The organism is Candidatus Accumulibacter necessarius (genome assembly GCF_036625085.1).
Window position 1 is genome coordinate 405,098 of record NZ_JAZKUM010000005.1, and the last position, 24,286, is coordinate 429,383.

General features: G+C 64.8%; 16 protein-coding genes and 7 pseudogenes. 18 read left to right on the forward strand and 5 right to left on the reverse strand.

Annotated elements, in window-relative coordinates; all coding sequences use genetic code 11:
• Window positions 1-63: 63 nt before the first annotated feature.
• The 6 genes and pseudogenes from V5B44_RS15725 to V5B44_RS15750 all read left to right on the forward strand — a co-directional run.
• A pseudogene (locus tag V5B44_RS15725) lies at window positions 64-984 on the forward strand (ISAs1 family transposase); the annotation flags it as partial.
• 556 nt (window positions 985-1,540) lie between these two features.
• Window positions 1,541-2,791 (forward strand): group II intron reverse transcriptase/maturase, encoded by a 1,251-nt coding sequence (gene ltrA, locus V5B44_RS15730; RefSeq protein ID WP_332358461.1) that lies wholly within the window; start codon window positions 1,541-1,543, stop codon window positions 2,789-2,791.
• Between the two features lie 82 nt (window positions 2,792-2,873).
• Window positions 2,874-3,080 (forward strand): annotated as a pseudogene (locus V5B44_RS15735) (ISAs1 family transposase); the annotation flags it as partial.
• A 73-nt stretch (window positions 3,081-3,153) separates the two neighbouring features.
• Window positions 3,154-4,776 (forward strand): type IIL restriction-modification enzyme MmeI, encoded by a 1,623-nt coding sequence (locus V5B44_RS15740; protein ID WP_332359943.1) that lies wholly within the window; start codon window positions 3,154-3,156, stop codon window positions 4,774-4,776.
• The gene (locus tag V5B44_RS15745; RefSeq protein ID WP_332359944.1) at window positions 4,704-5,291 is read left to right on the forward strand and encodes a DNA methyltransferase; all 588 of its coding nucleotides are present in this window, start codon (window positions 4,704-4,706) and stop codon (window positions 5,289-5,291) included. Before V5B44_RS15740 ends, V5B44_RS15745 begins: the two co-directional genes overlap by 73 nt.
• Window positions 5,292-5,737: 446 nt before the next feature.
• Complete coding sequence (locus V5B44_RS15750; protein ID WP_332359945.1) at window positions 5,738-6,745, forward strand: type IIL restriction-modification enzyme MmeI; 1,008 nt, start codon at window positions 5,738-5,740, stop codon at window positions 6,743-6,745.
• Here the strand turns inward: V5B44_RS15750 and V5B44_RS15755 are convergent.
• A complete protein-coding gene (locus tag V5B44_RS15755) occupies window positions 6,709-6,921 on the reverse strand; it encodes a hypothetical protein (RefSeq protein ID WP_332360070.1) in 213 nt (70 codons plus the stop codon). The genes V5B44_RS15750 and V5B44_RS15755 overlap by 37 nt on opposite strands.
• Between V5B44_RS15755 and V5B44_RS15760 the strand changes: the two genes are divergently transcribed.
• From V5B44_RS15760 to V5B44_RS15820, 12 genes and pseudogenes are all read left to right on the forward strand, one after another.
• A complete protein-coding gene (locus V5B44_RS15760; protein WP_332359946.1) occupies window positions 6,920-8,014 on the forward strand; it encodes an efflux RND transporter periplasmic adaptor subunit in 1,095 nt (364 codons plus the stop codon). The two genes, V5B44_RS15755 and V5B44_RS15760, sit on opposite strands and share 2 nt — an antisense overlap.
• A pseudogene (locus tag V5B44_RS15765) lies at window positions 8,011-11,072 on the forward strand (efflux RND transporter permease subunit). Before V5B44_RS15760 ends, V5B44_RS15765 begins: the two are co-directional and overlap by 4 nt.
• Before the next feature lie 72 nt (window positions 11,073-11,144).
• Window positions 11,145-11,231: pseudogene (locus V5B44_RS15770) on the forward strand (cupin); the annotation flags it as partial.
• Window positions 11,232-11,474: 243 nt separating this feature from the next.
• Window positions 11,475-12,224, forward strand: coding sequence for an aconitase family protein (locus V5B44_RS15775; protein ID WP_332359947.1), 750 nt, complete (start codon window positions 11,475-11,477; stop codon window positions 12,222-12,224).
• Window positions 12,166-12,879, forward strand: a complete 714-nt coding sequence (locus V5B44_RS26750) for an aconitase family protein (protein ID WP_434735462.1) — start codon at window positions 12,166-12,168, stop codon at window positions 12,877-12,879. Before V5B44_RS15775 ends, V5B44_RS26750 begins: the two co-directional genes overlap by 59 nt.
• Before the next feature lies 1 nt (window position 12,880).
• Window positions 12,881-13,460: pseudogene (gene leuD, locus V5B44_RS15790) on the forward strand (3-isopropylmalate dehydratase small subunit).
• Window positions 13,461-13,464: 4 nt separating this feature from the next.
• Window positions 13,465-15,020, forward strand: a pseudogene (cimA, locus tag V5B44_RS15795) (citramalate synthase).
• A 67-nt stretch (window positions 15,021-15,087) separates the two neighbouring features.
• Window positions 15,088-16,163, forward strand: a pseudogene (leuB, locus tag V5B44_RS15800) (3-isopropylmalate dehydrogenase).
• A 668-nt stretch (window positions 16,164-16,831) separates the two neighbouring features.
• The gene (locus tag V5B44_RS15805) at window positions 16,832-18,112 is read left to right on the forward strand and encodes an NfeD family protein (protein WP_332359948.1); all 1,281 of its coding nucleotides are present in this window, start codon (window positions 16,832-16,834) and stop codon (window positions 18,110-18,112) included.
• A gap of 15 nt (window positions 18,113-18,127) precedes the next feature.
• A complete protein-coding gene (floA, locus tag V5B44_RS15810) occupies window positions 18,128-19,084 on the forward strand; it encodes a flotillin-like protein FloA (RefSeq protein WP_434735472.1) in 957 nt (318 codons plus the stop codon).
• An 11-nt stretch (window positions 19,085-19,095) separates the two neighbouring features.
• Window positions 19,096-19,455 (forward strand): hypothetical protein, encoded by a 360-nt coding sequence (locus V5B44_RS15815; RefSeq protein WP_332359950.1) that lies wholly within the window; start codon window positions 19,096-19,098, stop codon window positions 19,453-19,455.
• Between the two features lie 375 nt (window positions 19,456-19,830).
• A complete protein-coding gene (locus V5B44_RS15820) occupies window positions 19,831-20,034 on the forward strand; it encodes a hypothetical protein (protein ID WP_332359951.1) in 204 nt (67 codons plus the stop codon).
• Between the two features lie 119 nt (window positions 20,035-20,153).
• Here V5B44_RS15820 and V5B44_RS15825 read toward each other — a convergent pair whose 3' ends face one another.
• The 4 genes from V5B44_RS15825 to V5B44_RS15840 all read right to left on the reverse strand — a co-directional run bounded on the left by V5B44_RS15825 (window position 20,154) and on the right by V5B44_RS15840 (window position 24,262).
• Window positions 20,154-20,912 (reverse strand): cytochrome c3 family protein, encoded by a 759-nt coding sequence (locus V5B44_RS15825; RefSeq protein ID WP_332359952.1) that lies wholly within the window; start codon window positions 20,910-20,912, stop codon window positions 20,154-20,156.
• A complete protein-coding gene (locus V5B44_RS15830) occupies window positions 20,909-21,487 on the reverse strand; it encodes a hypothetical protein (RefSeq protein ID WP_332359953.1) in 579 nt (192 codons plus the stop codon). The genes V5B44_RS15825 and V5B44_RS15830 overlap by 4 nt, the downstream gene beginning before the upstream one ends.
• Window positions 21,488-22,762: a 2Fe-2S iron-sulfur cluster-binding protein gene (locus tag V5B44_RS15835; RefSeq protein WP_332359954.1), complete on the reverse strand. Its 1,275-nt coding sequence runs from the start codon at window positions 22,760-22,762 to the stop codon at window positions 21,488-21,490. It lies immediately after the preceding gene.
• Window positions 22,763-22,858: 96 nt separating this feature from the next.
• Window positions 22,859-24,262: a sensor histidine kinase gene (locus V5B44_RS15840; protein WP_332359955.1), complete on the reverse strand. Its 1,404-nt coding sequence runs from the start codon at window positions 24,260-24,262 to the stop codon at window positions 22,859-22,861.
• Window positions 24,263-24,286: the final 24 nt, after the last annotated feature.

Below are 24,286 nucleotides of genomic sequence, written 5' to 3' on the forward strand. Positions count from 1 at the left end.
GTTACAAAGGGGCTGTTCACAGCCCCCTGATTTGTGTAGTTTTCTGTCTTTTTGGGGTTTTCCATGAGGGCAGAAAGCAAGTTCCGGTTGGTCGACGTCTGGGTGGGCGTGCGCGATCCGAGGCAGAGTACGAAGGTCGAGCACGACCTGATCGAGTTGCTGGTGGTTGCAGTCAGTGCGGTCCTGTCAGGGGCCGACACCTTTGTCGAAATCGAGGCTTGGGCGAAAGAGAAGCTGGAGTGGTTGCGGGAGTATCTGAAACTCGAACAGGGCATCCCCTCGCACGACACCTTTGGCCGGGTCTTTGCGGCGATTGATCCCGACGAATTCGGGGCGGCCTTCGTGCGCTGGGTGGGCCAGGTGTTGCCCGTGCTGGCAAACGGCGACGTGGTGGCCATCGACGGCAAGACCAGTCGTCGGTCGGGAAAGGTGGGCGCCACACCCCTTCACCTGGTCAGCGCCTTTGCGGCCCAAGCGGGTGTGGTGCTCGGGCAGCGCGCGACCGCCAAGAAGTCGAACGAGAAGACCGCCATCCCTGAACTGCTGGCGACCTTGGCACTGCAAGGCAGCATCGTCACCATCGATGCGATGGGCACCCAGCCCAACATTGCGCAGGCCATTCGTGACCGCGGCGCGGACTACCTCCTGGCCGTCAAGGACAATCAGCCCAGGCTGGCCGAATCGATCGACGACTTCTTCGGCGCTTTCGTGGCGGCACCAGCCAAGACGCCCCACCAGTTCCACGAAGTCATCAAGAAGGATCATGGCCGGATCGAAGTGCGTCGCTGCTACGTCTTCAACCAGCTGGACTGTCTGCACGCCCCCGAGCGCTGGCCAGACCTGAAATCGTTTGCGGTGATCACCAGCGAACGGACCATCAGGGGGAAAGCGACTTCGACTGAACGGCGCGTGTATCTCAGTAGCTTGCCACCTGACGCTCAGCGCATGAATCAGAGCGTCCGCCAGCACTGGCGTGTCGAGAGTGTGCCGCAGGCACACAGAAAGGAAGTTCGTAATGGACTGACGAACTGTGTAGAAGCTACACGGAAGATGAGGGTAGGTCCCTCGGGGTCGGCTTTCAGGAGCGGGCCTCAAACCACCCCAAGCTGCTGCGGTCAAGAGCCGTGGTGGTGAGCGTTGGGGTCAAAGCGTCGAGGACGTACCTCGAGCAGGTAAGGATCAGAGAGACGAACGAAAGTGAACCTTCGCTGACGCGTCGTAATCCAGAGACTTGTCGTCAAAACCAGGGGCGTTTCTATCTTCTGGGACAAGCTTGCCGGGCACCTGACTACTGGGCAAGCGGCGGCCGGCGTATAGGAGGCGTGAAGCTGATCCAGGCTTTTGTGTGGAACTGCGGGAACCAGTCGTTCCGATGTCAAGGGAGAAGCACAAGTGGCAGAAACCACGAGGCGAGAGTACCGATGCGGAGCACTGGGACGGACCGACCCGTACGAGCGATGAAGGCTGGTAATGCGGCTGGAGCAAAGGGGTCGGATCAAGCGGTTGCACTTGGCGTTCAACTGGCAACAGGAGGAAACGGATGAGTGCAACAAAACCATTTGCCATTGACAAATGGCTGGTGTACGAAGCGTATCAAGCGGTCAAAGCCAATGCGGGATCGGCAGGGGTGGATAAGGAATCGATCGGCGACTTCGAGAAGGATCTGAAGGGTAACCTGTACAAGATCTGGAACCGGATGTCGTCGGGAAGCTACTTTCCGCCGCCGGTCAAAGCGGTTGCCATTCCCAAGAAGAATGGCGGGGAGCGCATATTGGGTGTTCCAACGGTGGCAGATCGTGTGGCGCAGACGGTTGTCAAGCGGGTGATAGAGCCCGGGATTGAAGCCAAGTTTCTACCGGATTCCTACGGTTATCGGCCCGGAAGGTCGGCGCTGGATGCCGTGGGGGTAACGCGGGAACGATGCTGGAAGTATTCTTGGGTTCTAGAGTTTGATATCAAAGGCCTGTTTGACAACATCGACCATGCATTGCTGGAGAAGGCGCTCGAGAAGCACGTGGAGTGTGAATGGGCCATGCTGTATATCAGGCGCTGGCTAACTGCGCCGCTGCAACAGGCGGACGGAACCCGGGTAGAACGTACCCGGGGGACACCGCAAGGCGGCGTCGTCAGTCCGGTGTTGGCCAACCTGTTCCTTCACTACACGTTTGACGTCTGGATGACGAAACACTATCCGGACAACCCCTGGTGCCGGTATGCGGATGATGGGTTGGTCCATTGTCGGACCGAGCAGGAGGCGCAGGCCCTGATGGCGGCGCTCGATGCAAGGTTTGCGCAATGCGCCCTGCAGATGCATCCGGACAAGACCAAGATCGTGTACTGCAAAGACGGTAGTCGCAAGGGGAGGTATCCGGTCACGCAGTTTGATTTCCTCGGATATACCTTCCGGCCAAGGGTGGTGAAGAACAGCAAGCGCAACAGCCTGTTTGTGAGCTTCACCCCGGCGGTCAGCAACAAAGCGATTACGGCGATGCGGGCAACGACACGCAAACTGAGCTACCGAAATCGGACGGAGCTGAGCCTAGCCGACATTTCCCGACTGCACAATCCAGTCCTGAGGGGCTGGCTCGCGTATTACGGAAGATTCTATCGGTCGGCAATGTACCCCGTCTTCAGGCACTTCAACAAGACGTTGGTGGCTTGGGCGATGAGGAAGTACAGACGGCTGAAGGGCCACAAGATACGGGCGAGCAGGTTTCTCGAACAGCTTTCCGAGACGCAGCCGTATCTCTTCGTGCATTGGCAGAAAGGAATGGTCGGTGCGTTTGCTTGATGGGAGCGGTGTGAATCGAGAGGTTCACGCACCGTTCTGTGAGAGGCCGGGGGTGCAACTCCTCCGGCCGACTTGCCACAGTCTGCACTGGTGCATGGACGTGGTCTTTGGCGACGACCAGATGCGGGCCCGTACCGATCATGCCGCTCACAACCTCGCTGTCGTACGCCAGTTCGTCTTGAATCTCATCCGCCTCTCCCCGACCAAGCGCAAGGGCGGTCTCAAGGTTCAGCGCCTCATCGCCGCTACCTCCGATACCTTCCGCGCGGAACTGCTCGGTCTTGTATAAGATTCATGCAATTGCCCTGAGTGCAGGATGGGCAGGGCGCCGTCGCCGGTGTCTCCGTGTCATACTCCCGGGCATGACCGAACCACCTTGCCCGAATGCCATCGCCAGCGCCGCAGCCCTTTCGCTCGATGCCTTCATCAGCCGCTGGCAGGATGCCGACGGGTGCGAACTGGCCAATTACCAGCTCTTCATCACCGACCTCTGCCAGCTGCTGGGTGTGCCGGCGCCCGATCCGGCGCGCGACGACACGCGCGACAACGCCTACGTCTTCGAGCGGCGGGTCACTTTTCGCCATGGCGACGGCAGTGAGTCGACGGGCCGCATTGATTGCTACAAGCGCAGCGCCTACGTCCTCGAAGCCAAGAAGGTCCGACTCGGCGTCGGCAGCAAGGTGTTCGACGACGCGATGCAGCGCGCCCGTGGCCAAGCCGAAGGCTACGCCCGCGCGTTGCCGGCCGAGGAAGGCCGGCCACCCTTCCTGATCGTCATCGACGTCGGGCGGGTGATTGAACTCTACGCCGACTTTACCCGCTCCGGCGCCACCTACACGCCGTTCCCCGACCCGCGCTCGCATCGTATCCGGCTCGCCGATCTGGCCGACGAAGCGATCCGCATCCGCCTGCGAACGCTGTGGCTCGACCCGCTGGCGCTTGACCCGACGCGCGCCTCGGCGAGAGTCACGCGCGACATTGCCGGACACCTGGCGAAGATCGCCAAGACGCTCGAAGGCGTCGGTCACCACCCCGAACTCGTCGCCGGTTTCCTCACCCGTTGCCTGTTCTCGATGTTTGCCGAAGATGTCGGCCTGCTGCCGAAGCAGGATGGCAAGGGCGCGTTCAGCGCGCTGCTCGCCACGCTACAGGCCAACCCGCAGCAGTTCGTGCCGCTGCTCGCCGCCCTCTGGCGCGAGATGGACAGCGGCGGCTTTTCCGTTGTCCTGCGCGCGACGCTGCCGCGCTTCAATGGCAAGCTCTTCAAGCAGCCCGTGGTGATCGCGCTCGACCGCGACCAGATCGGCCTGCTGATCGAAGCCGCGAACGCCGACTGGACGCAGGTCGAACCGGCGATCTTCGGTACCCTGCTCGAACGCGCGCTGTCGACCAGCGAACGCCACGCCCTTGGTGCCCACTACACGCCACGTGCGTACGTCGAGCGGCTGGTGCTGCCGACCGTCGTCGAACCGCTGCGCAGCGACTGGCGCAACGTCCAGGCGGCGGCGCTCCTGCTCGCCAACGAGGGCCGGCTGGATGCTGCGCGCGCCGAGGTCGATGCTTTCCATCACCGCCTGTGCCAAGTGCGCGTGCTCGATCCCGCCTGCGGCTCGGCGAATTTCCTCTACGTCACGCTCGAACACCTGAAGCGCCTCGAAGGCGAGGTGCTCGATCAGCTGCACGCCTTCGGCCGGGCCGCTGGCGGTTCCCAGCAGCGTCTCGAAGCCGAAGGCCTGACCGTCGACCCGCACCAGTTCCTCGGTCTCGAGCTCAACCCGCGCGCCGCGGCGATCGCCGAACTCGTCCTCTGGATCGGTTACCTGCAGTGGCACTTCCGCACCAACGGCAGCGGCCTGCCGCCGCAACCGATCCTCAAGGCAAGGACGTCCGCAACATCGAATGCCGTGACGCCGTGCTGGCCTGCGATGCGGTCGAAACCGTCCTCGACGAGCGCGGCCAACCGGTCAGCCGCTGGGACGGGGTAACGACCAAGCCCCATCCGGTGACCGGCGAACCCGTGCCGGACGAGAATGAGCGCCTGCCGCTGCAGCGCTACCTCAATCCTCGTCAGGCGGAGTGGCCGCAGGCAAACTTCATCGTCGGCAATCCGCCGTTCATCGGTAACAAGCGGATGCGTGATGCGCTCGGTGACGGGTATGTCGAAGCACTGCGCGGCGTGTGGAAAGACATGCCCGAATTGGCCGATCTCGTGATGTTCTGGTGGCATCATGCTGCGCAGTTCGTGGCGACGGGGAAGACGCAGCGCTTTGGCCTGATCACGACCAACAGCCTGACGCAGACCTTCAACCGTCGTGTCGTGCAGGGCGCGCTCGACAAAGGCATTTCGCTGGCTTTCGCCATCCCTGACCATCCGTGGGTTGACAGTGCCGACGGCGCCGCCGTGCGCACCGCCATGACTGTCGGCACAGTGGCCGGTGGCGAAGGCCGGCTGCTGAGCGTGATCGACGAGCGTGAAGGCAAGGCGAAGGGCTGGGAGTGACGCTGCAGGAGCAGGTCGGGCTGCTGCACGCCGACTTGCGGATTGGAGCGAACGTCGCAGCTGCAAGACCTATGCTTGGGAACTTCGGTCTCAGTAGTCGAGGGGTTATCCCCCATGGTGCAGGGATGGTCCTCACCAATGAACAGCGTGCTTCTCTCGAACCGGACGCGCCCGTGCGGCCTTATCGTAACAGAAGAGACCTCACGGACATTCCCCGTGGCGTCTGGGTTGTGAACTGCTTTGGCCTCGGAATTGACGTCATACGTCAGGATTATCCGAAACTGTATCAATGGCTGGCTGATCGGGTAAAACCCGACCGTGACGCGCACCGCGACAAGGACTTGCGAGAGAGATGGTGGCTTCATCGTCGCAACAATGACGAAATGCGCCGCTCTCTTTGCGGGCTTCGACGCTGCATCGCCACTGGCCAAACGGCCGAGCATCGGTTGTTCCAATTCCTCTACGCAGCCATCCTGCCCGACGACAAGCTGATTGCCATTGCGCTCGGCGTGCTCTCGAGCCGCCTGCATGTCGTGTGGGCACTCGCGACTGGGGCAACCCTGGAGGATCGTCCGGTCTACAACAAGACATCTTGTTTCGACGCTTTCCCCTTCCCCACCCCAACCGCCGAACAAACCACCCGCATCCCCGACCTCGCCGAACAACTCGACGCGCACCGCAAGCGCCAGCAGGCCGTGCATCCGGCGCTGACGCTGACCGGCATGTACAACGTGCTCGAAAAGCTCCGCCGCGGCGAGGCGCTCAACGCGAAGGACAAGGCCATCCACGAGCAGGGGCTGGTGAGCGTGTTGAAATCGCTGCACGACGAACTCGACGCCGCCGTGCTCGATGCCTATGGCTGGAGCGACCTGGCGCCGCAGCTGGCTGCACACGCCGACGCGGCGCAGAAGGCGGTCGCTGAGGAAGCGGTGCTCGTCCGCCTGGTCGCGCTCAACGCCGAACGCGCGGCGGAAGAGGCGAAAGGCCACATCCGCTGGCTGCGTCCCGATTACCAGCAGCCGACCGCACAGCCGCGGCAAGCGGACATGGTCCTCGACGACGGCCGGCAGGGTGCGCTCCCCGGCGACGCTGCCGGCGCAGGTCGCGGCAGTCGCCCGTCTGCTCGCCGCTTCGCCGCTGCCGCTCTCCGAGGGCGAACTCGCGGCGCGCTTTACCGGCAAGGGCTCGTGGAAGAAACGCCTGCCGCAGATCGTCGACACGCTGGAAGCGCTGGGCCGCGTGCGCCGGCAGGGCGCGCGGGTGGCTGGCGTCGGCGAGGTGTCAGGAGCGTTGTGACCGGTCTCTCTCGCCACCCCGGAGAGCGTAGCGCGAAACGCCGCCGCAGCGATTCCCTGGCGACCGGCTTGCGGCGCGTCAGCGGGGTCAAGTTCAACATCCCAAGATCGGGCGAAACATGCTACGCTTGGCCAAAGCGTTGGGTGTTGGAAGGGTAGATCTGACCTCGCCAGCGTACCTCGAAGACGGCAACACCCAGGCAGCGTTCGACGGCGGCCTCGACGGCTTCATCGCGGCCAGCCTCAAGCAGGGCGTCTGGGCGATCGGAAAACGCCGGGGAACCATCCGGCGCCGGGGTTTTCAATGCTGACTCTTCGGTCAACAATATCAACATGCTGAAGCCAGCCGCCCACCTCCTCCTCCTCGTACTTGCCCTCGCCGCCTGCGGCGAGGCACCCGCGCCCAAGGCCGCGGCGCTGGCCGGCAAGCCGGCGCTGACGGTGACTGCCGTCGCCCCGCAGAACGAAGACTGGCCTCGCACGCTGGCCGCCAACGGCAACATCGTCGCCTGGCAGGAAGCGGTGATCGGTGCCGAGATCGCCAACTACCGCATCACCGCCGTCGAGGCCGACGTTGGCGACATCGTCAAGAAAGGCCAGGTGCTCGCCCGCATTGCCGACGATACGGTGGCCAGCGAAGCGGCCGAGGCGCGCGCCGCCGTCGCCGAACTGGCGGCGAGCGCCTCCGAGGCCAGCGCCAACGCCGTGCGTGCGAGGGAACTGCGCGAGAAGGGCTTCTACAGCGCCCAGTTGCAAACCCAGTACCAGACCGCCGAGCACACTGCCAGTTCGCGCCTTGCCGCTGCCCGCGCCCGCCAGCAGGCGGCCGAGCTGAAGCTGGGCAAGACGCGCGTGCTGGCCCCTGACGACGGCGTGATCTCGGCACGCGGCGCGACGGTCGGCTCACTGACCGAAGCCGGGCAGGAACTGTTCCGCCTGATCCGCGGCGGGCGCCTGGAATGGCGCGCCGAGGTGCCGGCCGCCGACCTCGCCCGCGTGGCACCGGGCGGAGCGGCGACGCTGACCGGGCCGGATGGCGCGGCGGTGCGTGGCACCGTGCGTCTCGTCGCACCGAGCGTTGACCCGCAGACGCGCAACGGACTGGTTTTCGTCGATATTCCGGCGTCAGCCGCAGCCGTGCGCGCCGGCATGTTCGCGCGCGGCGAGTTCGAGCTGGGACGCGCCCCGGCGCTGACCCTGCCTCAGTCGGCAGTCGTCCTGCGCGACGGTTTCGCCTACGTCTTCCGCCTCGAGGGCGACGGCGAACAGGCGCGCGTCGCCCAGGCCAAGGTAGCGACCGGGCGACGCCTCGGCGAGCGCATCGAGATTGTTTCCGGCCTCGACCCGCAGGCACGCGTGGTGGCCACCGGCGGCGGTTTCCTCGCCGACGGCGACCCGGTGCGTGTCGTCGCGGCCGCCGCGAAATGAACGTTTCGGCCTGGTCGATCCGTAACCCGATTCCGGCGATACTCCTCTTCGTCCTGCTCACGCTGGCCGGCATCTTTGCCTTCCGGGCGATGAAGATCCAGCAGTTCATGGACATCGACCTGCCGACGGTGACCGTCACCGCTACGCTGCCTGGCGCCGCGCCGGCGCAGATGGAGACCGAGGTCGCACGCAAGATCGAGAACTCGGTCGCCACCGTGCAGGGCATCAAGCACATCTATACCAAGGTCCAGGACGGCACGGCGACGGTGACCGTCGAGTTCCGCCTCGAGAAACCGGTGCAGGAGGCGGTCGACGACGTGCGCGATGCCGTCTCGCGCATCCGCTCCGACCTGCCGGGTGACCTGCGCGACCCGGTGATCGGCCGCATCAGTGTGTCCGGGGCGCCGATCCTGACCTATACGGTGGCCTCGCAGCGGATGGACGACGAGGCACTCTCCTGGTTCGTGGACAACACGGTGACCAAGGCCATGCTCGCCGTGCGCGGGGTCGGCGCGGTGGCCCGCGTCGGCGGCGTCACCCGCGAAATACGGGTCGAACTCGATCCGGCCCGCCTGCTGGCGCTCAACGCCACCGCCGCCGACATCTCGCGCCAGTTGCGCCGCATCCAGCAGGAGGCCTCGGGCGGACGCGCCGACGTCGGCGGCATCGAGCAGTCGGTGCGCACCATCGCCACCGTGCAGTCGGCCGAGGAACTGGCGGCGATGGACATCGTGCTCTCGGACGGCCGGCGCGTCCGTCTCGACCAGGTGGCGACGGTGTCCGACACGGTCGGCGAACCGCGCTCGGCGGCGCTGCTCGATGGTCGGCCGGTGGTCGGCTTCGAGATCACGCGCAGCCGCGGTGCCGGCGAGGTCGAGGTGGCGGAGGTGGTGCGCAGCGCGCTTGAAAAGCTGAACGCCGAGCACCCGGACATCACGATTACCGAGGCCTTCAACTTCGTCGACCCGGTGATCGAGAACTACGAAGGGTCGATGGTGCTGCTGATCGAGGGCGCCATTCTCGCCGTCATCGTCGTCTGGCTCTTCCTGCGCGACTGGCGGGCGACCTTCGTTTCGGCCACGGCGCTGCCGCTGTCGGCGATCCCGACCTTCGCGGTGATGTACCTGATGGGCTTCACATTCAATGTGGTGACGGCGTTGTCGCTGTCGCTGGTGGTCGGCATCCTGGTCGATGACGCCATCGTCGAGATCGAGAACATCATGCGCCATCTGCGCATGGGCAAGGCGCCGTTCCAGGCCGCGATGGAGGCGGCCGACGAGATCGGCCTCGCGGTCATCGCCACCACCTTCACGCTGATCGCCGTCTTCCTGCCGACCGCCTTCATGAGCGGGGTGGCCGGCAAGTTCTTCGTCCAGTTCGGGTGGACCGCGGCGATCGCGGTGTTCTTCTCGCTGGTCGTCGCCCGCCTCCTGACGCCGATGATGGCGGCCTACCTGATGAAGCCGGTGGCCGACAAGCCAACGCCCGGCTGGCTGGTGCGCTACGAGGGCTGGGCGGCCTGGTGCCTCAGGCACCGGCTGGCGACGCTGTCCGCCACGGCTGTTTTCTTCTTCGGTTCCTTCGCGCTGGTGCCGCTGCTGCCGACCGGCTTCCTGCCGGCCGACGACCTCTCGCAGACGCAGGTGCACGTGACCCTGCCGCCCGGCGCGACACTCGCCGAGACGGTCGCCGCAGCCGAGCAGGCGCGCGCCATCGTCAATGCCAACCCGTACGTGAAGATGGTCTATACGGCGGTGGGCGGCGGCGCCTCGGGCAGCGACCCCTTCATGCCGCGCGGCGCCGCCGAGGTGCGCAAGGCGACGCTGACGCTGAACCTGACCCCGCGCGGCGAGCGTTCGGGCACCACCAAGCAGGACGTCGAGCGCCAGCTGCGCGAGGCGCTCGCCGTCTTGCCCGGGGTTCAGGTCAAGGTCGGCTTCGGCGGCTCGAGCGGCGAGAAGTACATCCTGGTGCTGGCGAGCGAGGACGGCGCCGTGCTCACCGAACACGCCCGCATCGTCGAGCGCGAGTTGCGCACCCTGCCCGGCATCGGCGCGGTGACCACAACCGCCAGCCTGGTCCGCCCGGAACTGGTCATCCGCCCCGATTTCGCGCGCATGGCCGACCTCGGCATCACCTCGGAGGCCATCGCCGACACGCTGCGCATCGCCACCGCCGGCGACTACGACCAGGGGCTGGCGAAGCTCAACCTCGCCCAGCGCCAGGTGCCCATCGTCGTCAAGCTGCCGCCCGGCGCCCGCCAGGATCTCGCCCTGATCGAACGCATGGCGGTTCCTGGCAAGCACGGGCCGGTGGCCATCGGCAACGTCGCGACGCTGGCCATCGCCGGCGGGCCGGCCGAGATCGACCGCTACGACCGCCTGCGCAACGTCAATTTCGAGATCGAGCTGAATGGCCAGCCGCTCGGCGAGATCGAGCAGCGGGCGCTGGCCCTGCCCAGCCTGAAGAACCTGCCGCCGGGCGTGCTGCAGACCACGATCGGCGACGCCGAATCGATGGCCGAGCTGTTCCAGAGCTTCGGCCTCGCCATGGCGACCGGCGTGCTCTGCATCTACATCGTGCTGGTCCTGCTGTTCAAGGATTTCGTGCAGCCGGTGACCATCCTCGCCGCCCTCGTCCTCTCGATACCCGGCGCCTTCCTTGCGTTGTTCGTGACCGGCAAGGCGATCTCGATGTCGTCGATGATCGGCCTCATCATGCTGATGGGCATCGCCACCAAGAACTCGATCCTGCTCGTCGACTACGTCATCCTCGCCCGCCGCGACCACGGCCTCGACCGCTGGAACGCCTGCTCGACGCGTGCCGCAAGCGGGCGCGGCCGATCGTCATGACCACCATTGCGATGGGTGCCGGCATGCTGCCGATCGCCATCGGCATCGGCACCGACCCGAGCTTCCGCGCGCCGATGGCCATCGTCGTCATCGGCGGCCTGGTCACCTCGACCTTCCTCAGCCTGCTGGTCATCCCGGTCGTCTTCACCTACGTGGACGACGCCATCGTCTGGATCCGCCAGCACCTGCCGAAGCCGCACCGATGAGCGACAACCTGTTCGCCGGCCGGTCCCGGTCGACGCTCGAAAACGGGCAATTTCTGAGATGGTTGTCCAGCCGGCCTGCGCATCGAGCGCAGTGTGTCAACCGGTCAGGCCAGTCCGGAAAGCTTCTGGTACGACCAGCCGGGAGGGGAATGGGTGCTGCAGCCCCGGCAGGACCCCCAGTCGGGCGGTAAACAATGAGGATTCGATCGGTTTCATGAGTGTCGCCTTGCCGGCGCCGGGAGATGTCAGGTGGGGGCGGAAGCCGCCGCAGCGCACGATCCAAGTATCCTCAGTCAGGAAGCCGGCGTCAAACCGGAATTGCCGGCTATCGCCAATCCGGAAACCGTGGGAAAATCCGAATCCGCGCCGACACGCGTAGCGGGTGCCAGGAATGGCAGCCTCATGCCTAAAACACTCTTTGAAAAAGTCTGGGAGTCGCATGTCGTTGCCGAACGACCCGATTCCCCGGCCATCCTGTATATCGACCTCCACCTCGTGCACGAGGTGACTTCGCCGCAGGCCTTTCACCGGCCTGCGTCAGCGCGGTCTGAAGGTCCGTCGTCCGGAGCGTACCGTCGCCACGATGGATCACTCGATCCCGACGACGCCGCTCAGCGTGCCGATCGCCGACCCGCTGGCCGCTGCGCAAATCCGGCAGATGGAGGCAATGCCGCCGAGTTCGGCATCACGCTGCACGGCATGGCCAGCGCCCATCGCGGCATCGTGCATGTCATCGGCCCGGAACTGGGTCTGACCCAGCCGGGCATGACCATCGTCTGCGGCGACAGCCACACCGCCACCCACGGCGCGTTTGGCGCGCTGGCCTTCGGCATCGGCACCAGCGAAGTCGAGCACGTCCTCGCCACCCAGTGCCTGCTGCAGACCCGGCCGAAAACCTGTGAAGTCCGCGTCGATGGCGCTGCCGGCCGGCGTCTCGGCCAAGGACCTGATCCTGGCGCTGATCGCCGCATCGGCGTCGGCGGCGGCACCGGCTACGTCTTTGAATATACCGGCTCCGCCATCCGCGGGCTGACGATGGAGCAGCGCATGACGGTCTGCAACATGTCGATCGAAGCCGGGCGCGCGCGCCGGCATGATTGCCCCCGACGACATCACCTTCGACTATCTCGCCGGCCGCGAACACGCCCCTAAGGGCGCCGAATGGGACCAGGCCGTCGCCCGCTGGCGAACGCTCGCCAGCGATCCGGGCGCGACCTACGACCACACCATCACCCTCGACGCGTCGGCGCTCGAACCGATGATCACCTTCGGCACCAATCCCGGCATGGGCATGGCATCAGCGGGCGGGTCCCTGACCCTGCCAGCCTCGCTGACGCCAACCAGAAGCCGCGCTCGACAAGGCATTGCGCTACATGGGCCTGCAGCCCGGCCAGGCCTTGCTGGGACAGAAAGTCGATGTGGTGTTCATCGGCAGTTGCACCAACTCGCGCATCTCCGACCTGCGCGAGGCGGCCTCGCTGCTGCCGGCCGCAAGGTCGCCGGCAACGTGCGGGTGATGGTCGTCCCGGGTTCGCAGGTGATCAAGCAGCAGGCCGAAGCCGAAGGACTCGATCAGGTGTTCAAGGCGGCCGGCGCCGAATGGCGCGAACCCGGGTGCAGCATGTGCATCGCCATGAACGGCGACCAGCTGCAGCCCGGCCAGTACGCCGTCAGCACCAGCAACCGCAATTTTGAAGGTCGCCAGGGGCAGGGCGGGCGCACTTTCCTCGCCTCGCCGCTGACCGCCGCTGCCAGCGCGTTGGCCGGCGCGGTGGCCGACCCGCGTACCGTCGCAGGAGACCGGTAAGATGGCTCAGTTTACTTCCCTCACCTCCCGGGTTGTCGCGCTGCCGGTCAACGACATCGACACCGACCAGATCATCCCCGCCCGTTTCCTGAAGGCGACCGACAAGATGGGCATGGGCGACAACCTGTTCGCCGACTGGCGTATCGGGGCGATGGTTCGCCGAAACCCGAGTTCGTGCTCAACCAGCCCAGGCGGCGGGCTGCCAGATCCTGCTGGCCGGCGACAATTTCGGCTGTGGCTCCTCGCGCGAGCACGCGCCCTGGGCGCTGACCGGGTTCGGTTTCCGGGCGGTGATCAGCACCTCGTTCGCCGACATTTTCCGCAACAACGCGCTCAAGAACGGCCTGCTGCCGATCATCGTCGATGCGCCGACGCATCAGGCGCTGTTGGCGCTGGCGGAGGAAAATCCCGGGGTCGAACTGACCCTTGACCTGGCGTCGCAGACGCTTTCCTTCCCGGGTGGATCGGTGACCTTTCCGATTGACCCGTTCAACAAGACCTGCCTCCTCAACGGTGTCGACGAACTGGGTTACATCCTGAGCTTCGAAAAGGAAATCGCCGCCTTTGAAGCGCGAAGATAAGCCGATGGCAGCCGTTCAGATTTACGACACCACCCTGCGCGACGGGACCCAGAGCGAAGGCTTCTGCCTTTCCGGTCACAGCAAGATCCGCCTCGCCCAGCGGCTGGACGATCTCGGCGTGGCCTTCATCGAAGGCGGCTGGCCCGGCTCCAATCCCGAAGATGCCGAGTTTTTCGAGCGCGCCCGCGACATCGAGTGGAAAACCGCGCTGATCACCGCCTTTGGTTCCACCTGCCGGGTCAAGGGCGGCCCCGACGAGGATGCCAACATCCAGGCGCTGCTCGGGGCGCGGACACCGGTGTGCACGATTTTCGGCAAGACCTGGACCCTGCATGTCACCGACGTCCTGCTCACCACGCTGGAAGACAACCTGCGCATCATCGAGCAGTCGGTGGCCTGTCTGCGCGCCGCGGGCCGTCGGGTCATTTACGACGCCGAGCATTTCTTCGACGGTTACCGGGCCGATCCGCTGTACGCGCTGGAAACGCTGCAGGCGGCCATTCGCGGCGGCGCCGAGACGGTGGTGCTCTGCGACACCAACGGCGGCACCATGCCCTGGGAAGTCGAAAGCATCATCCGCGAGATGAAGGCGTCGATCACCACCCGTTTGGCATCCACACGCACAACGACGGCGACTGCGCCGTGATCAACGCGCTGACCGCCGTGCGCCAGGGGGCGATTCAGGTGCAGGGCACGATCAATGGCGTCGGCGAACGCTGTGGCAACGCCAATCTGTGCTCGGTCATGGCTAACCTGGAGCTCAAGATGGGCCACCGTGCCTGCCGGAAGGCCGCCTGCACAAATTGTACGAGTTGTCGCATGTGGTCGATGAGGTGGCCAACGTCACCCCCAACGACCACCTGCCTTACGTCGGCCGGAGCGCCTTCGCCCACAAGGGCGGCGTCCATGTGGCGGCCATGCGCCGCTCGGAGCAGTCCTACCAGCATGTGGTTCCGGAGCGCGTCGGCAACAAGATGCGCGTGGTGGTCTCGGCGCTGTCGGGGCGGGCCAACATCCTCAGCAAGGCCGAGGAGCACGGTCTCGATGTCGGCAGCGTGGCGGACGTGGTCGGCGTGCTCAACGATGTCAAGGAACTCGAAGCGCGCGGTTTCTCGTTCGAGGCCGCCGAGGCATCGGTGGCCATGATGCTCAAGCGGCAGCAGCCGGATTACCAGGCGCCGTTCGAGCTGGTCGATTTCCTGGTCAACGTGGAGCATCGCCAGGGACGCGGCATCTTCTCCGAAGCGATGGTCAAGGTGAAGGTCAAGGGTGAGTGCTGCACACCGCCGCCGAGGGCAACGGCCCGGTGAACGCGCTGGATATCGCCCTGCGCAAGGCACTGATCGGGCACTACCCGGAAATCGCCTCCTTCCATCTGGCCGATTACAAGGTCCGTATCCTGGATGGTCGGACGGCACGCATGCCATCACCCGCGTGTTGATCGATACCCGCAGCCCGACCCAGCTCTGGAGTACCGTCGGCGCCAGCGCCAACATCATCGAAGCCTCCTGGCAGGCGCTGGTCGATGCCGTCGAGTACGGACTGTCGGTAGCGCACTGATGGCGCATGCTTCGGATCAATCGTGTACCCGCGCAGCCTGGCTGCGCACCTGTCGAATGGAACAATCATGAAAGCAAATATCGTCTTGCTCCCCGGTGACGGCATCGGTCCCGAAGTGGTCCGCGAGGCCGTTCGCGTTCTCGATGCGATTGCCGGCAAGTACCAGCACCAATGGGTCTATCAGGAATGCCTGATGGGCGGCTGTTCGATCGACCGTTTCGGTTCGTCACTGACCGACGAAACCCTGGCCGATTGCCAGGCGGCGGATGCCGTGCTGCTGGGCGCCGTCGGCGGACCGAAATGGGATGATCCGAACGCCAAGGATCGCCCCGAGCGCGGCCTCCTTGCCTTGCGCAAGGGGCTGGGCGTCTTCGCCAACCTGCGGCCGGTCAAGGTTCACCCGGCGCTGATCGATTCATCGCCGCTCAAGCCGGAAAAACTCGCGGGGTGGATATTCTCGTCATCCGCGAGTTGACCGGCGGCCTGTATTTCGGCTGGCCCAAGGGCCGCGACGTCAAGGATGGCCGCGAGCGCGCCGTCGATACGCTCGAGTATTACGATTACGAAATCCGTCGGGTGGTCGAGCTGGCCTTCGACCTGGCCAAGGGTCGCCAGCGCAAGGTCACCTCGGTGGACAAGGCCAACGTGCTCGAATCTTCGCGGCTATGGCGACAGATTGCCACCCAGATCGGCGCGGCGAATCCGGACGTTGCCCTTGAGCACGTTCTGGTCGATACCGCCGCCATGCGCCTGATCACCGGTCCCGCTTCGATGGATGTGGTGGTGACCGAAAACATGTTCGGCGACATCCTGACCGACGAGGCCTCGGTGCTGGCCGGTTCGATGGGGATGCTGCCCTCGGCCAGTCTCGGCCAGGGCCGCGTTGGCCTCTATGAGCCGATCCATGGTTCGGCCCCCGACATCGCCGGCAAGGGCATTGCCAATCCGATCGGGATGATCCTGTCCACCGCCATGCTGCTGCGCCACTCGCTGGGACTGGAGGCGGAAGCTGCCGCAGTCGAGCAGGCCGTCGATGCCACGATCAGCGCCGGCGCCCGCACCGCCGATCTCGGCGGCAAGCTGAGCACGACGCAGATGGCGGACGAGATCATCAGCCGCCTGCAGGGCCCGGCGGCGTCCTGATCCGGTCGCGGGCTGGCGCTGCCAGCCCGACCCTTGGCCGACCTCTCGCGACGAAGTGCAGGCCAAGGTTCGCCGCGGTCTGCTGCGCGCGCTGACCCCGTCTACTTGCGCCGGAAGACGCCGAGACGATGGCGAACCGGGATCACGGTGGCGGCTTGTCGCTCGACGCCAGCGTCCGCATCGAAGGCGCCGGCCGCCCACGCCTGGAGCGTCTGCTGCGGATGGCGCCCGCCCGGCTGTCGCGCGGGATGTTCGGCGTGAAAGCGGCGCCGAAGATCCGGTCCATGAGAGCACCAAGCCGGATCCTGGCGCCAAAGCCAGCATCAGGGCGATTGCAAAGAAGATTTAGCACAAAAAAACTTTAGCGCTACAACAAGGGAGAGGGGTCAAGAGAGAGGGGTCAAGTCTTTCCTTTTTCCTGGCGGATGACCCAAGGCTCTGAGCGGGGCGGGATTCGGAGAACTTTTCAGGCGCTCCAGGAACAAACCTGGAGAATTGACGCCGCTTGGTGGGCGCTCCTATACTCACTCTGGTGCGGTTGGTTTCCCTATCATTCACGGACGAGATCGATGCCCCGGCCTATTTTGACGCTGGCACTCGGCTTGCTGCTCCTGGCTTGCGGCCTGCTCGGCGATGTCGCTCGTGCGCAGCCGCAGCCACCGCGACAGGTGGTCTACGTGCTGCCCATCGAGGGCGTCATCGATCTCGGGCTGGCGCCTTTCGTGGCGCGCGTGCTGGACGAGGCTACCCAGGCCGGCGCGGCGGCGCTGATTCTGGACATCGACACCTTCGGCGGGCGCGTGGATGCGGCCGTGCAGATCCGCGACACGCTGCTCGATGCAAACATCAGAACGGTGGCCTTCGTCAACAAGCGCGCCATCTCGGCCGGCGCGCTGATCGCGCTGTCCGCCGAGACCATCGCGATGGCCAACGGCGGCACCATCGGTGCGGCCGCGCCGGTGCAGGTCGGCATGCCCGGTGCCCAGGCGCTGCCGGTGCAGGAAAAGACGGCGTCCTACGTGCGCAAGGAATTCGGCGCCACCGCCGAGGCGCGCAAGCGGCCACAGAACCTGGCCGAGGCGATGGTGGATGCCGACGTCGAGGTGGCGGGCATCATCGAAAAGGGCAAGTTGCTGACGCTGACCACTGAAGAGGCGCTGAAGCACAGAGTGGCGGACTTCCGCGCTGACAAGCTGGACGGCGTACTCAAGCAACTGGGCCTGGCCGAAGCGCAGGTGCGCACCGCCTCGCCTCACTGGGCCGAGGAGTTGGTGCGTTTCCTGACGCACCCGGTCGTCAGCTCGCTGCTGATCAGTGTGGGCATGCTGGGCATCATGGTCGAGTTGCGCACGCCGGGCTTCGGCGTGGCTGGGGGCCTGGGCATCGGCAGCCTGGCGCTGTTCTTCTACGGCCACTGGCTGGTGCAGCTGGCGGGCTGGGAGGAACTGCTGCTGGCCGCCGTCGGCCTGGTGTTGCTGGCCATCGAGATCTTCGTCACGCCGGGCTTCGGCGTGGTCGGTGCGCTGGGCATCGCGGCGCTGCTCGGCGGCCTGGCGCTGAGCATGGTCGGGGCCGGCGATACGGCCGCCACGATCGTCGCGGCAGGATCGCGCATCGTCATCTCTCTCGTGGTCGCGCTGCTGGCCGGTCTGGTGCTGCTGCGCTTCTTTCCACGCCTGCCCTTTGCACGGCGGCTGGTGCTTGACGCCAACCTGGGCACCGGCCCAGCGCATGGCTCGGCACCGGAAAGCGACCAGCGCTGGCTGGGTAGGCAAGGCATTGCCGCGTCGATGCTGCGGCCAGCGGGCATCGCGGAGATCGACAACCAGCGCGTCGATGTCGTTGCCGACGGCGTGCTGATCGACGCAGGGGAGCGCATCGAGGTGATGCGCGTCGATGGCAACCGGATTGTCGTGCGCCGCATCGGGCACATCAACAAGGAGAAGTGATCGATGTACGAAATGATCGGGAGTGTGGGCGCGCTGGTGATCGTCGTCGCGGTACTGGCTTTTGTGCTCTATCTGGTGCCGATCCCACTGTGGATCGCTGCCTGGGCCTCGGGCGCGTACGTAGGGCTGTTCACGCTGATCGCGATGCGACTTCGCCGCGTGCCGCCCACCACGATCGTCACCGCGCGCATCAGCGCGGTCAAAGCGGGCATCGACATCTCGCTCAACGACCTGGAGGCGCATTTCCTGGCCGGCGGCAACGTGGTGCGCGTGGTGAATGCGATGATCTCGGCCGACAAGGCCAACATCCCGCTGCCCTTCAAGCGTGCCGCGGCCATCGACCTGGCCGGGCGCAACGTGCTGGAAGCGGTACAGATGTCGGTGCTGCCCAAGGTGATCGAGACACCGCGCATCGCTGCGGTGGCCAAGGACGGGATCCAGCTGATTGTCGTCTCGCGCGTCACGGTGCGCACCAACATCGACCGGCTGGTGGGCGGTGCGGGCGAAGAGACGATCATCGCGCGCGTTGGCGAAGGCATGGTCAGCACCATCGGCTCGGCGCACAGCCACAAGAACGTGCTGGAGAACCCGGACCACATTTCCAAGCACATCCTGTCCAAAGGTCTGGATGCAGGCACGGCCTACGAGATCCTGTCGATCGACATCGCCGACGTGGACGTGGGTGAGAACATCGGCGCCAAGCTGCAGATCGACCAGGCCAATGCCGACAAGCAGATCGCCCAGGCCAAGGCCGAGGAGCGCCGCGCCATGGCCGTCGCGCTCGAGCAGGAGATGCGCGCGCGCGTGGTCGAGGCCGAGGCCGAAGTGCCACGCGCCATGGCCGAGGCCTTCCGCCAGGGCAATCTGGGCGTAATGGACTACTACCGCATGCAGAACCTGCAGGCCGACACCTCTATGCGTGAGGAAATCGCCAACCCCTCGGATGACGCGGCCGGCGGCCGGAAAAAGTAGCGGAGGCTGCGATGAATGGCATTCCGCAGGACCTGATCTTCTTCCTCATCTTCGGTGCGATCGTGCTGTTCCAGATCCTGCGCGCGCAGTGGCGGAGGCGCACGGCGCACCCACCTGCAGCAACCGCAACTGCGCTCCAGGTAGAAGAAGCCGAACCCGAGCCTGCCCCCTGGCTGCAGACGGCGAGCCTGCCTGAAGTGTCGCGCGCGACAACGGAGCGTGCCCGAACGCTGCCGGCGTCTGTGTCTGGTGAGGCGCATCGCTTCTCGCGTTGGGCTCTGCTGGGCAATCGTCGCTCGATGCAGAACGCGATCGTCATTGCGGCCATCCTCCAGCCCTGTCGCGCGAAGCGGCCGCACGAGGTCGAATGACCCAGGGCACCACCTCTGTCTCATGGCCGCACGGACCGGTCCAAGCGGCGCATCTAACGCGCCGGCGCCTCTTCTACGCTTCGCAGCCAGCTATCGGCGGTTCTTGACCGCCACTGCCACGCGCTGGAACGTTCGCGTGAAAGCGACGCCGAAGATCCTGTCCATTAGAGCACCAAGCCGGATCCCGGCGCCAAGGCCACCACCAGGGCAAGTGCAAAGAAAATTTAGCGATATGATTTTTTTGCACTCAACCTCATAGATGGTCGCCCCGGTATGTCAAGCAGTCAGTCGATGATGAGAAGTGTGAGATTGCAGCCATAGGGCATCGCCACCATTTTGGTCAGCGAGTACTTCGTTGAAGGCTTCCTTGCACTCGTGTTGGCAGACTGCCACGGCACGGCCGTGCTTGCCGTGTTGCGCGAGCTGGGCTTCGAGAGACACGCCCGGCCGCTACTGCTGGCCCTCGAGGCCGCGATAGAAAGCCGCGCCGACAAACTGGCCGAACTCGAACCCGAAATCCGCGCCGCCGCGCAGCAAATGTTCGAGCGACTTACTGTCGCGAGGGAGAAGGGAAAGTGATCGACCAAGCGGCTGGCGGGCCGGAGTGCGGCCACTGACCGGGGTCATACTGCATTGCATGGCGATGGCCAGTCATGGCACGCGCGGCCGGCGCCCTGAACACGCGTGGCAGCTTGCCCTCAGTCGTCATGCTCCTTCTTCCTGTCGTTTTTCTCTTCCCGCTTGCCCGACTGCTTCGCGTAGGGGCCGCGAATGTCATGCTCATCGGCATTGCGGTGGCATTCCACGCAATTGCTGTACTCGCGGATACCTTCCTTGATGTGCTCGCGACGGATCTTTTCCGGCGTGTGCTCGTGGCAGCCGTAGCACGTGTAGTTCCGGTAGTCGTTGCGCACGTGGCATGTTGCACAACTGACGTTATGGTCGCGGTCCAGTTCGAACAGCTTGAAGTGATCGAAGGTCGCGGGCTTCCATTTCTCCTGGCTGTGGCACTGGGCGCAATTGCCGGTGATCTGCTGGTGCAGCGAATCTGTCGGTGTCTTGTGGCAGCTTTGACATTGGTCTCGTGTTTCCTTCTGCAGCAGGGCGTGGTTGAAACGCCCCTGCAGCCGGTAGCGCTTGGCGCCGGCATGGTCGCTGTGGCAGGCCATGCAATCCTGATTGATCAGCTTCTGGTGGAAAGGCGTAGTGGTCAGGGGCTGCGTCACCGGCAGCCCGGTCGTGGTCAGGCGGCCGATGTCCGCCGTCTTGTGACAGGAGACACAGCGTGCCGAGTCGGCTCCCGTCAGCGGCGCATGGCAGGCGAAGCAGTCCTCGTTCAACTGCTGGTGGCCTGGGATCAATTTTCCCGGTCCAACCATCAGATGCGGGTAGACGAAAACCAGGATGGCAATGGCGATCAGGTTAACGGCGAGGATGGCCTTGAGGATTGGGTTCATGACCAACCCCAGAACAGGAAGATGCTGAAAATGTGACCGAGCGCCAGGGTGGCGAAGACAATGAAGATCGGGATGTGCACCTTCCGCCACATCTTCATTGCATCGACCGCCACAGCGTCCCAGAAAACCGCCTGCTCCACGTCCGGCAGCGACAGCCCGCGCAATGCGAAGTGCTCGCGCTTGCCCTGCACGTGGCGGCGCGAGCGATCGAGCAGCAACTTGCCAACCATGCCGCTGATTACGTTGACCCCCATCGCCACTGTCGCCAGCCACGGCAGGATGGCGTTGAAATGGATGCCCGCATGGAGTAGAACCATCAGCGAGCCGAGCCAGGTGCCGATCTCGTGCAGGTTGAGCAGCGTCTTCGGATTCCCCGTCGAAATGAACTTGCGCTTGCGCAGCGAATAAACCAGCGAGGCAATGATCAGGATGGTGCCCGGAATGCCGAGATAGCGGCCAACCCAGACCAGATTCAGCCGGTGCAGAAAGTAATCGCCGATCAGGGTCGCGGCTGCCAAAAGCCCGAGCAGCAGGGTGAAGGGCAGTACATGCCGGCGCCAGAGCGAGCTGATCATTCAGGCCTCCAGAATCACGCTGGTTTTAGGGGTGCAAACACAGAGCAGGCAGGTGCCCGCTTCCGGGTCGAAATCCGGCGCCTGCCGATAGGCTACCTCGCCGAGATTGATCCTGGTCTGACAGGTGCCGCAGCCACCGACACGGCAGCCGGAATCGACGGTGATGCCATTAGCCTCGGCGAATTCCAGCAGGCTGCCAGCGGCCGGCCGCCATGGAATCTGTTTCCCCGATTTGGCAAAACTCACGATGATTTCGCTGCCGCTGGCAGTAGCCTCATCAACCGGTGCAGCAACGGCTGCCGAAGACTGGCGCTTGATCGATGCCGGACCGAAGGCCTCGAAGTGGATATGACTGTCTGGAACCCCCCACTCCGCCAGCGCCGGTACCAGGCTTTCCATCATTGGCGTGGGACCGCAGATGTAGTAGCGGTATGGCTTGAGTGGCAACTGCATGCGCAGCAGCGGGACATCGACACGGCCGTTGATCTGGAACTTTTCTTCGGCCAGACCTTCGGGCAAGGGGTCGCTCAGGCAGAAGCGCAACTGGAAGTTCGGGTGTTTCTCTGCCAGCGTCGCAAGTTGCGATTGCATGACCAGTTCGCGGCCATTACGCACACCGTAGAACAGCCACAGTTCCCGCCCCGGCTGCTCGTTCAGGCACCAGTTCAGCATGCTCAGCATGGGCGTAATGCCAATACCCCCGCCGATGAGGACGACGGGCGCGTCGCTGCGGTCGATATGAAAATGGCCGCTCGGCGCACGCACCGACAAGACATCGCCGACGGCGACCTGGTCGTGGAGGAAGCTGGATGAACGCCCCGGCGGGAGATCACTGCCCGGTGGTGCCGGTACGCGCTTGACGGAGATGCGGTAGTAATCCGGCCGTGGCGCATCCGACAGCGAATAACAGCGGACGATTTTCTGTTGCCCACCCGGTACCGGAATGCCGAGGGTGAAGGTGATGAACTGGCCGGGCTTGAATGGCGGCAGCGCCTGTCCATCCTCCGGCACGAGGTAAAAGGAGCAGATCGACTGTGCGACATCTTCGAAGACCTTGCGGTCAACACGGAAGCTGCGGAGCCCGGACCAGCAAGCCACATTGGGTACGAATTCCTCGTCGGGTGTTTCTTCTAGCGCCGGCAGGTTCAATTCATCGGCACGATGCCGCAAGGCCCGATACTCCAGCCAGTGATTCCAGAATCCGATGGCGAGATAGACCGCGATCTGCAGCAGGATAGCTGCCGCGATCCAGAGTGCCAAGGCCAGCGAGGTCATCCCGGTTCCCTCCCTTTTTTCGTGTTTTTCGCCAGCCTACGCCGCTCCGGATCAACTGCAGGCTAACAACCACGGCACGCGCAGGCAGCCGCCGAACTATCGAGCGAGCGGGAGAACAAGGACCGAGCGCAAGCCGCCGAGCGGCGAATCAGCGAGCACGATCTGGCCGCCATACAGGCGTACCAGATCATCGACAATTGCCAGCCCGAGACCTGATCCCGGTACTTGCTCGTCGGCGCGAGCACCCCGACGGATGACGGCATTGCGCTGTTTGACGGCCAAGCCGGCGCCATCGTCGTCAACGACGATGCGTAGCTGATCGTCCTCGCTGCAGGTGCTGATTTCGACCCGATGCGAAGCCCATTTACAGGCGTTATCGAGCAAATTGCCCAGCATTTCCTGCAAATCCTGCGCTTCGCCGCGAAAACTCAGCGACGTCGACGCTGGCATTGCGGTCAACACCAGCTGTCGATCGGCATGGATACGCCGCATGGTCCGCGCCAGCCCCTCGATGATCGGCGATACCGGCGTGCGGGTACCGGGGATACGGGCGCTTGCCGCCGCCTGCGCCCGGGCCAGGTGGTAGTCCACCTGCCTTCTGGCGATGCCGACCTGATCCATCACCAGGCCGGAGAGTTCCCTGTCTTTGGTGTCCGGGCTCTGGGCGGCGTTGAACAGCACGGAGAGTGGTGTTTTCAACGCATGCGCGAGGTTGCCTGCCTGCGTGCGGGCGCGCTCGACGACTTCGGCGTTCTGCGCCAGGACGGTATTGAATTCGGCAACCAGGGGCATGATTTCCGCCGGAAATTCGCCATCCAGCCGCTGCATTTCGCCGCTGCGCACCTTGCCCAGCGCAGCGCGCAGCTTTTGCAGCGGCGCCAGTCCGACAAGAACCTGGACCATGGCGGCAATGACAAGGCCGGCCCCGAGGGCACCAAGCGCCAGCCACAGTGCGCCACTGAAGCGCGAGACCGGTTCGGACATCTGGCGCTCGTCGGCGGCGGCGATCAGGCGAAAGGTGCGTGGCTTGCCATCGGGGGTGTCGTCGATGCGCACGCTGCGTTCGATCACGCCAAGCACGCCGCCTTCCGGGCCGGTGACGCGGTGCCGGTGGAGTTCGCCGTCGGCCGGCGTATCCGCCGGCACGGTGAGTACATGATCCCACATCGAACGCGAGCGCAGCAGCCCGACGCCTGCGGCTGCGCCGCGATTGTTTTCATCATTGTCCTTATCGATGCGGTCGATCTGCCAGTAGCAGCCGGAATAGGGGCGGCTCAGGCGCGGGTCGCTCAGGGGCAGCGCGAGCACCGGGAGTCCGCGTGCATCCAGCGTGAGATTGGCGGTCAGCTGGTCGAGCTGCGTTTGCAGTTCGGCGTAAAACTGGGCTTCCACATGCCGGTGGAAGAGGTTGCTCAAGCCCCAGCCGGCAACGACGATCGATGCGGCGATCCAGACCAGGGTGCCGGACAGCAGGCGCAAGCGCAGCGAGCCTCGTGGCAAGGCAGATGCGCCATCCCTGGTCGC

What these genes read in the sequence shown, in the direction of transcription:
- V5B44_RS15740 (WP_332359943.1), top strand. Translation starts at nt 3,154, where the DNA reads ATGACCGAACCACCTTGCCCGAATGCCATCGCCAGCGCCGCAGCCCTT.
- ltrA (WP_332358461.1), top strand. Translation starts at nt 1,541, where the DNA reads ATGAGTGCAACAAAACCATTTGCCATTGACAAATGGCTGGTGTACGAA.
- V5B44_RS15825 (WP_332359952.1), bottom strand. Translation starts at nt 20,912, where the DNA reads ATGAACCCAATCCTCAAGGCCATCCTCGCCGTTAACCTGATCGCCATT.
- V5B44_RS15755 (WP_332360070.1), bottom strand. Translation starts at nt 6,921, where the DNA reads ATGTTGATATTGTTGACCGAAGAGTCAGCATTGAAAACCCCGGCGCCG.
- V5B44_RS26750 (WP_434735462.1), top strand. Translation starts at nt 12,166, where the DNA reads ATGATTGCCCCCGACGACATCACCTTCGACTATCTCGCCGGCCGCGAA.
- V5B44_RS15830 (WP_332359953.1), bottom strand. Translation starts at nt 21,487, where the DNA reads ATGATCAGCTCGCTCTGGCGCCGGCATGTACTGCCCTTCACCCTGCTG.
- V5B44_RS15835 (WP_332359954.1), bottom strand. Translation starts at nt 22,762, where the DNA reads ATGACCTCGCTGGCCTTGGCACTCTGGATCGCGGCAGCTATCCTGCTG.
- V5B44_RS15775 (WP_332359947.1), top strand. Translation starts at nt 11,475, where the DNA reads ATGCCTAAAACACTCTTTGAAAAAGTCTGGGAGTCGCATGTCGTTGCC.
- V5B44_RS15815 (WP_332359950.1), top strand. Translation starts at nt 19,096, where the DNA reads ATGAATGGCATTCCGCAGGACCTGATCTTCTTCCTCATCTTCGGTGCG.
- V5B44_RS15760 (WP_332359946.1), top strand. Translation starts at nt 6,920, where the DNA reads ATGCTGAAGCCAGCCGCCCACCTCCTCCTCCTCGTACTTGCCCTCGCC.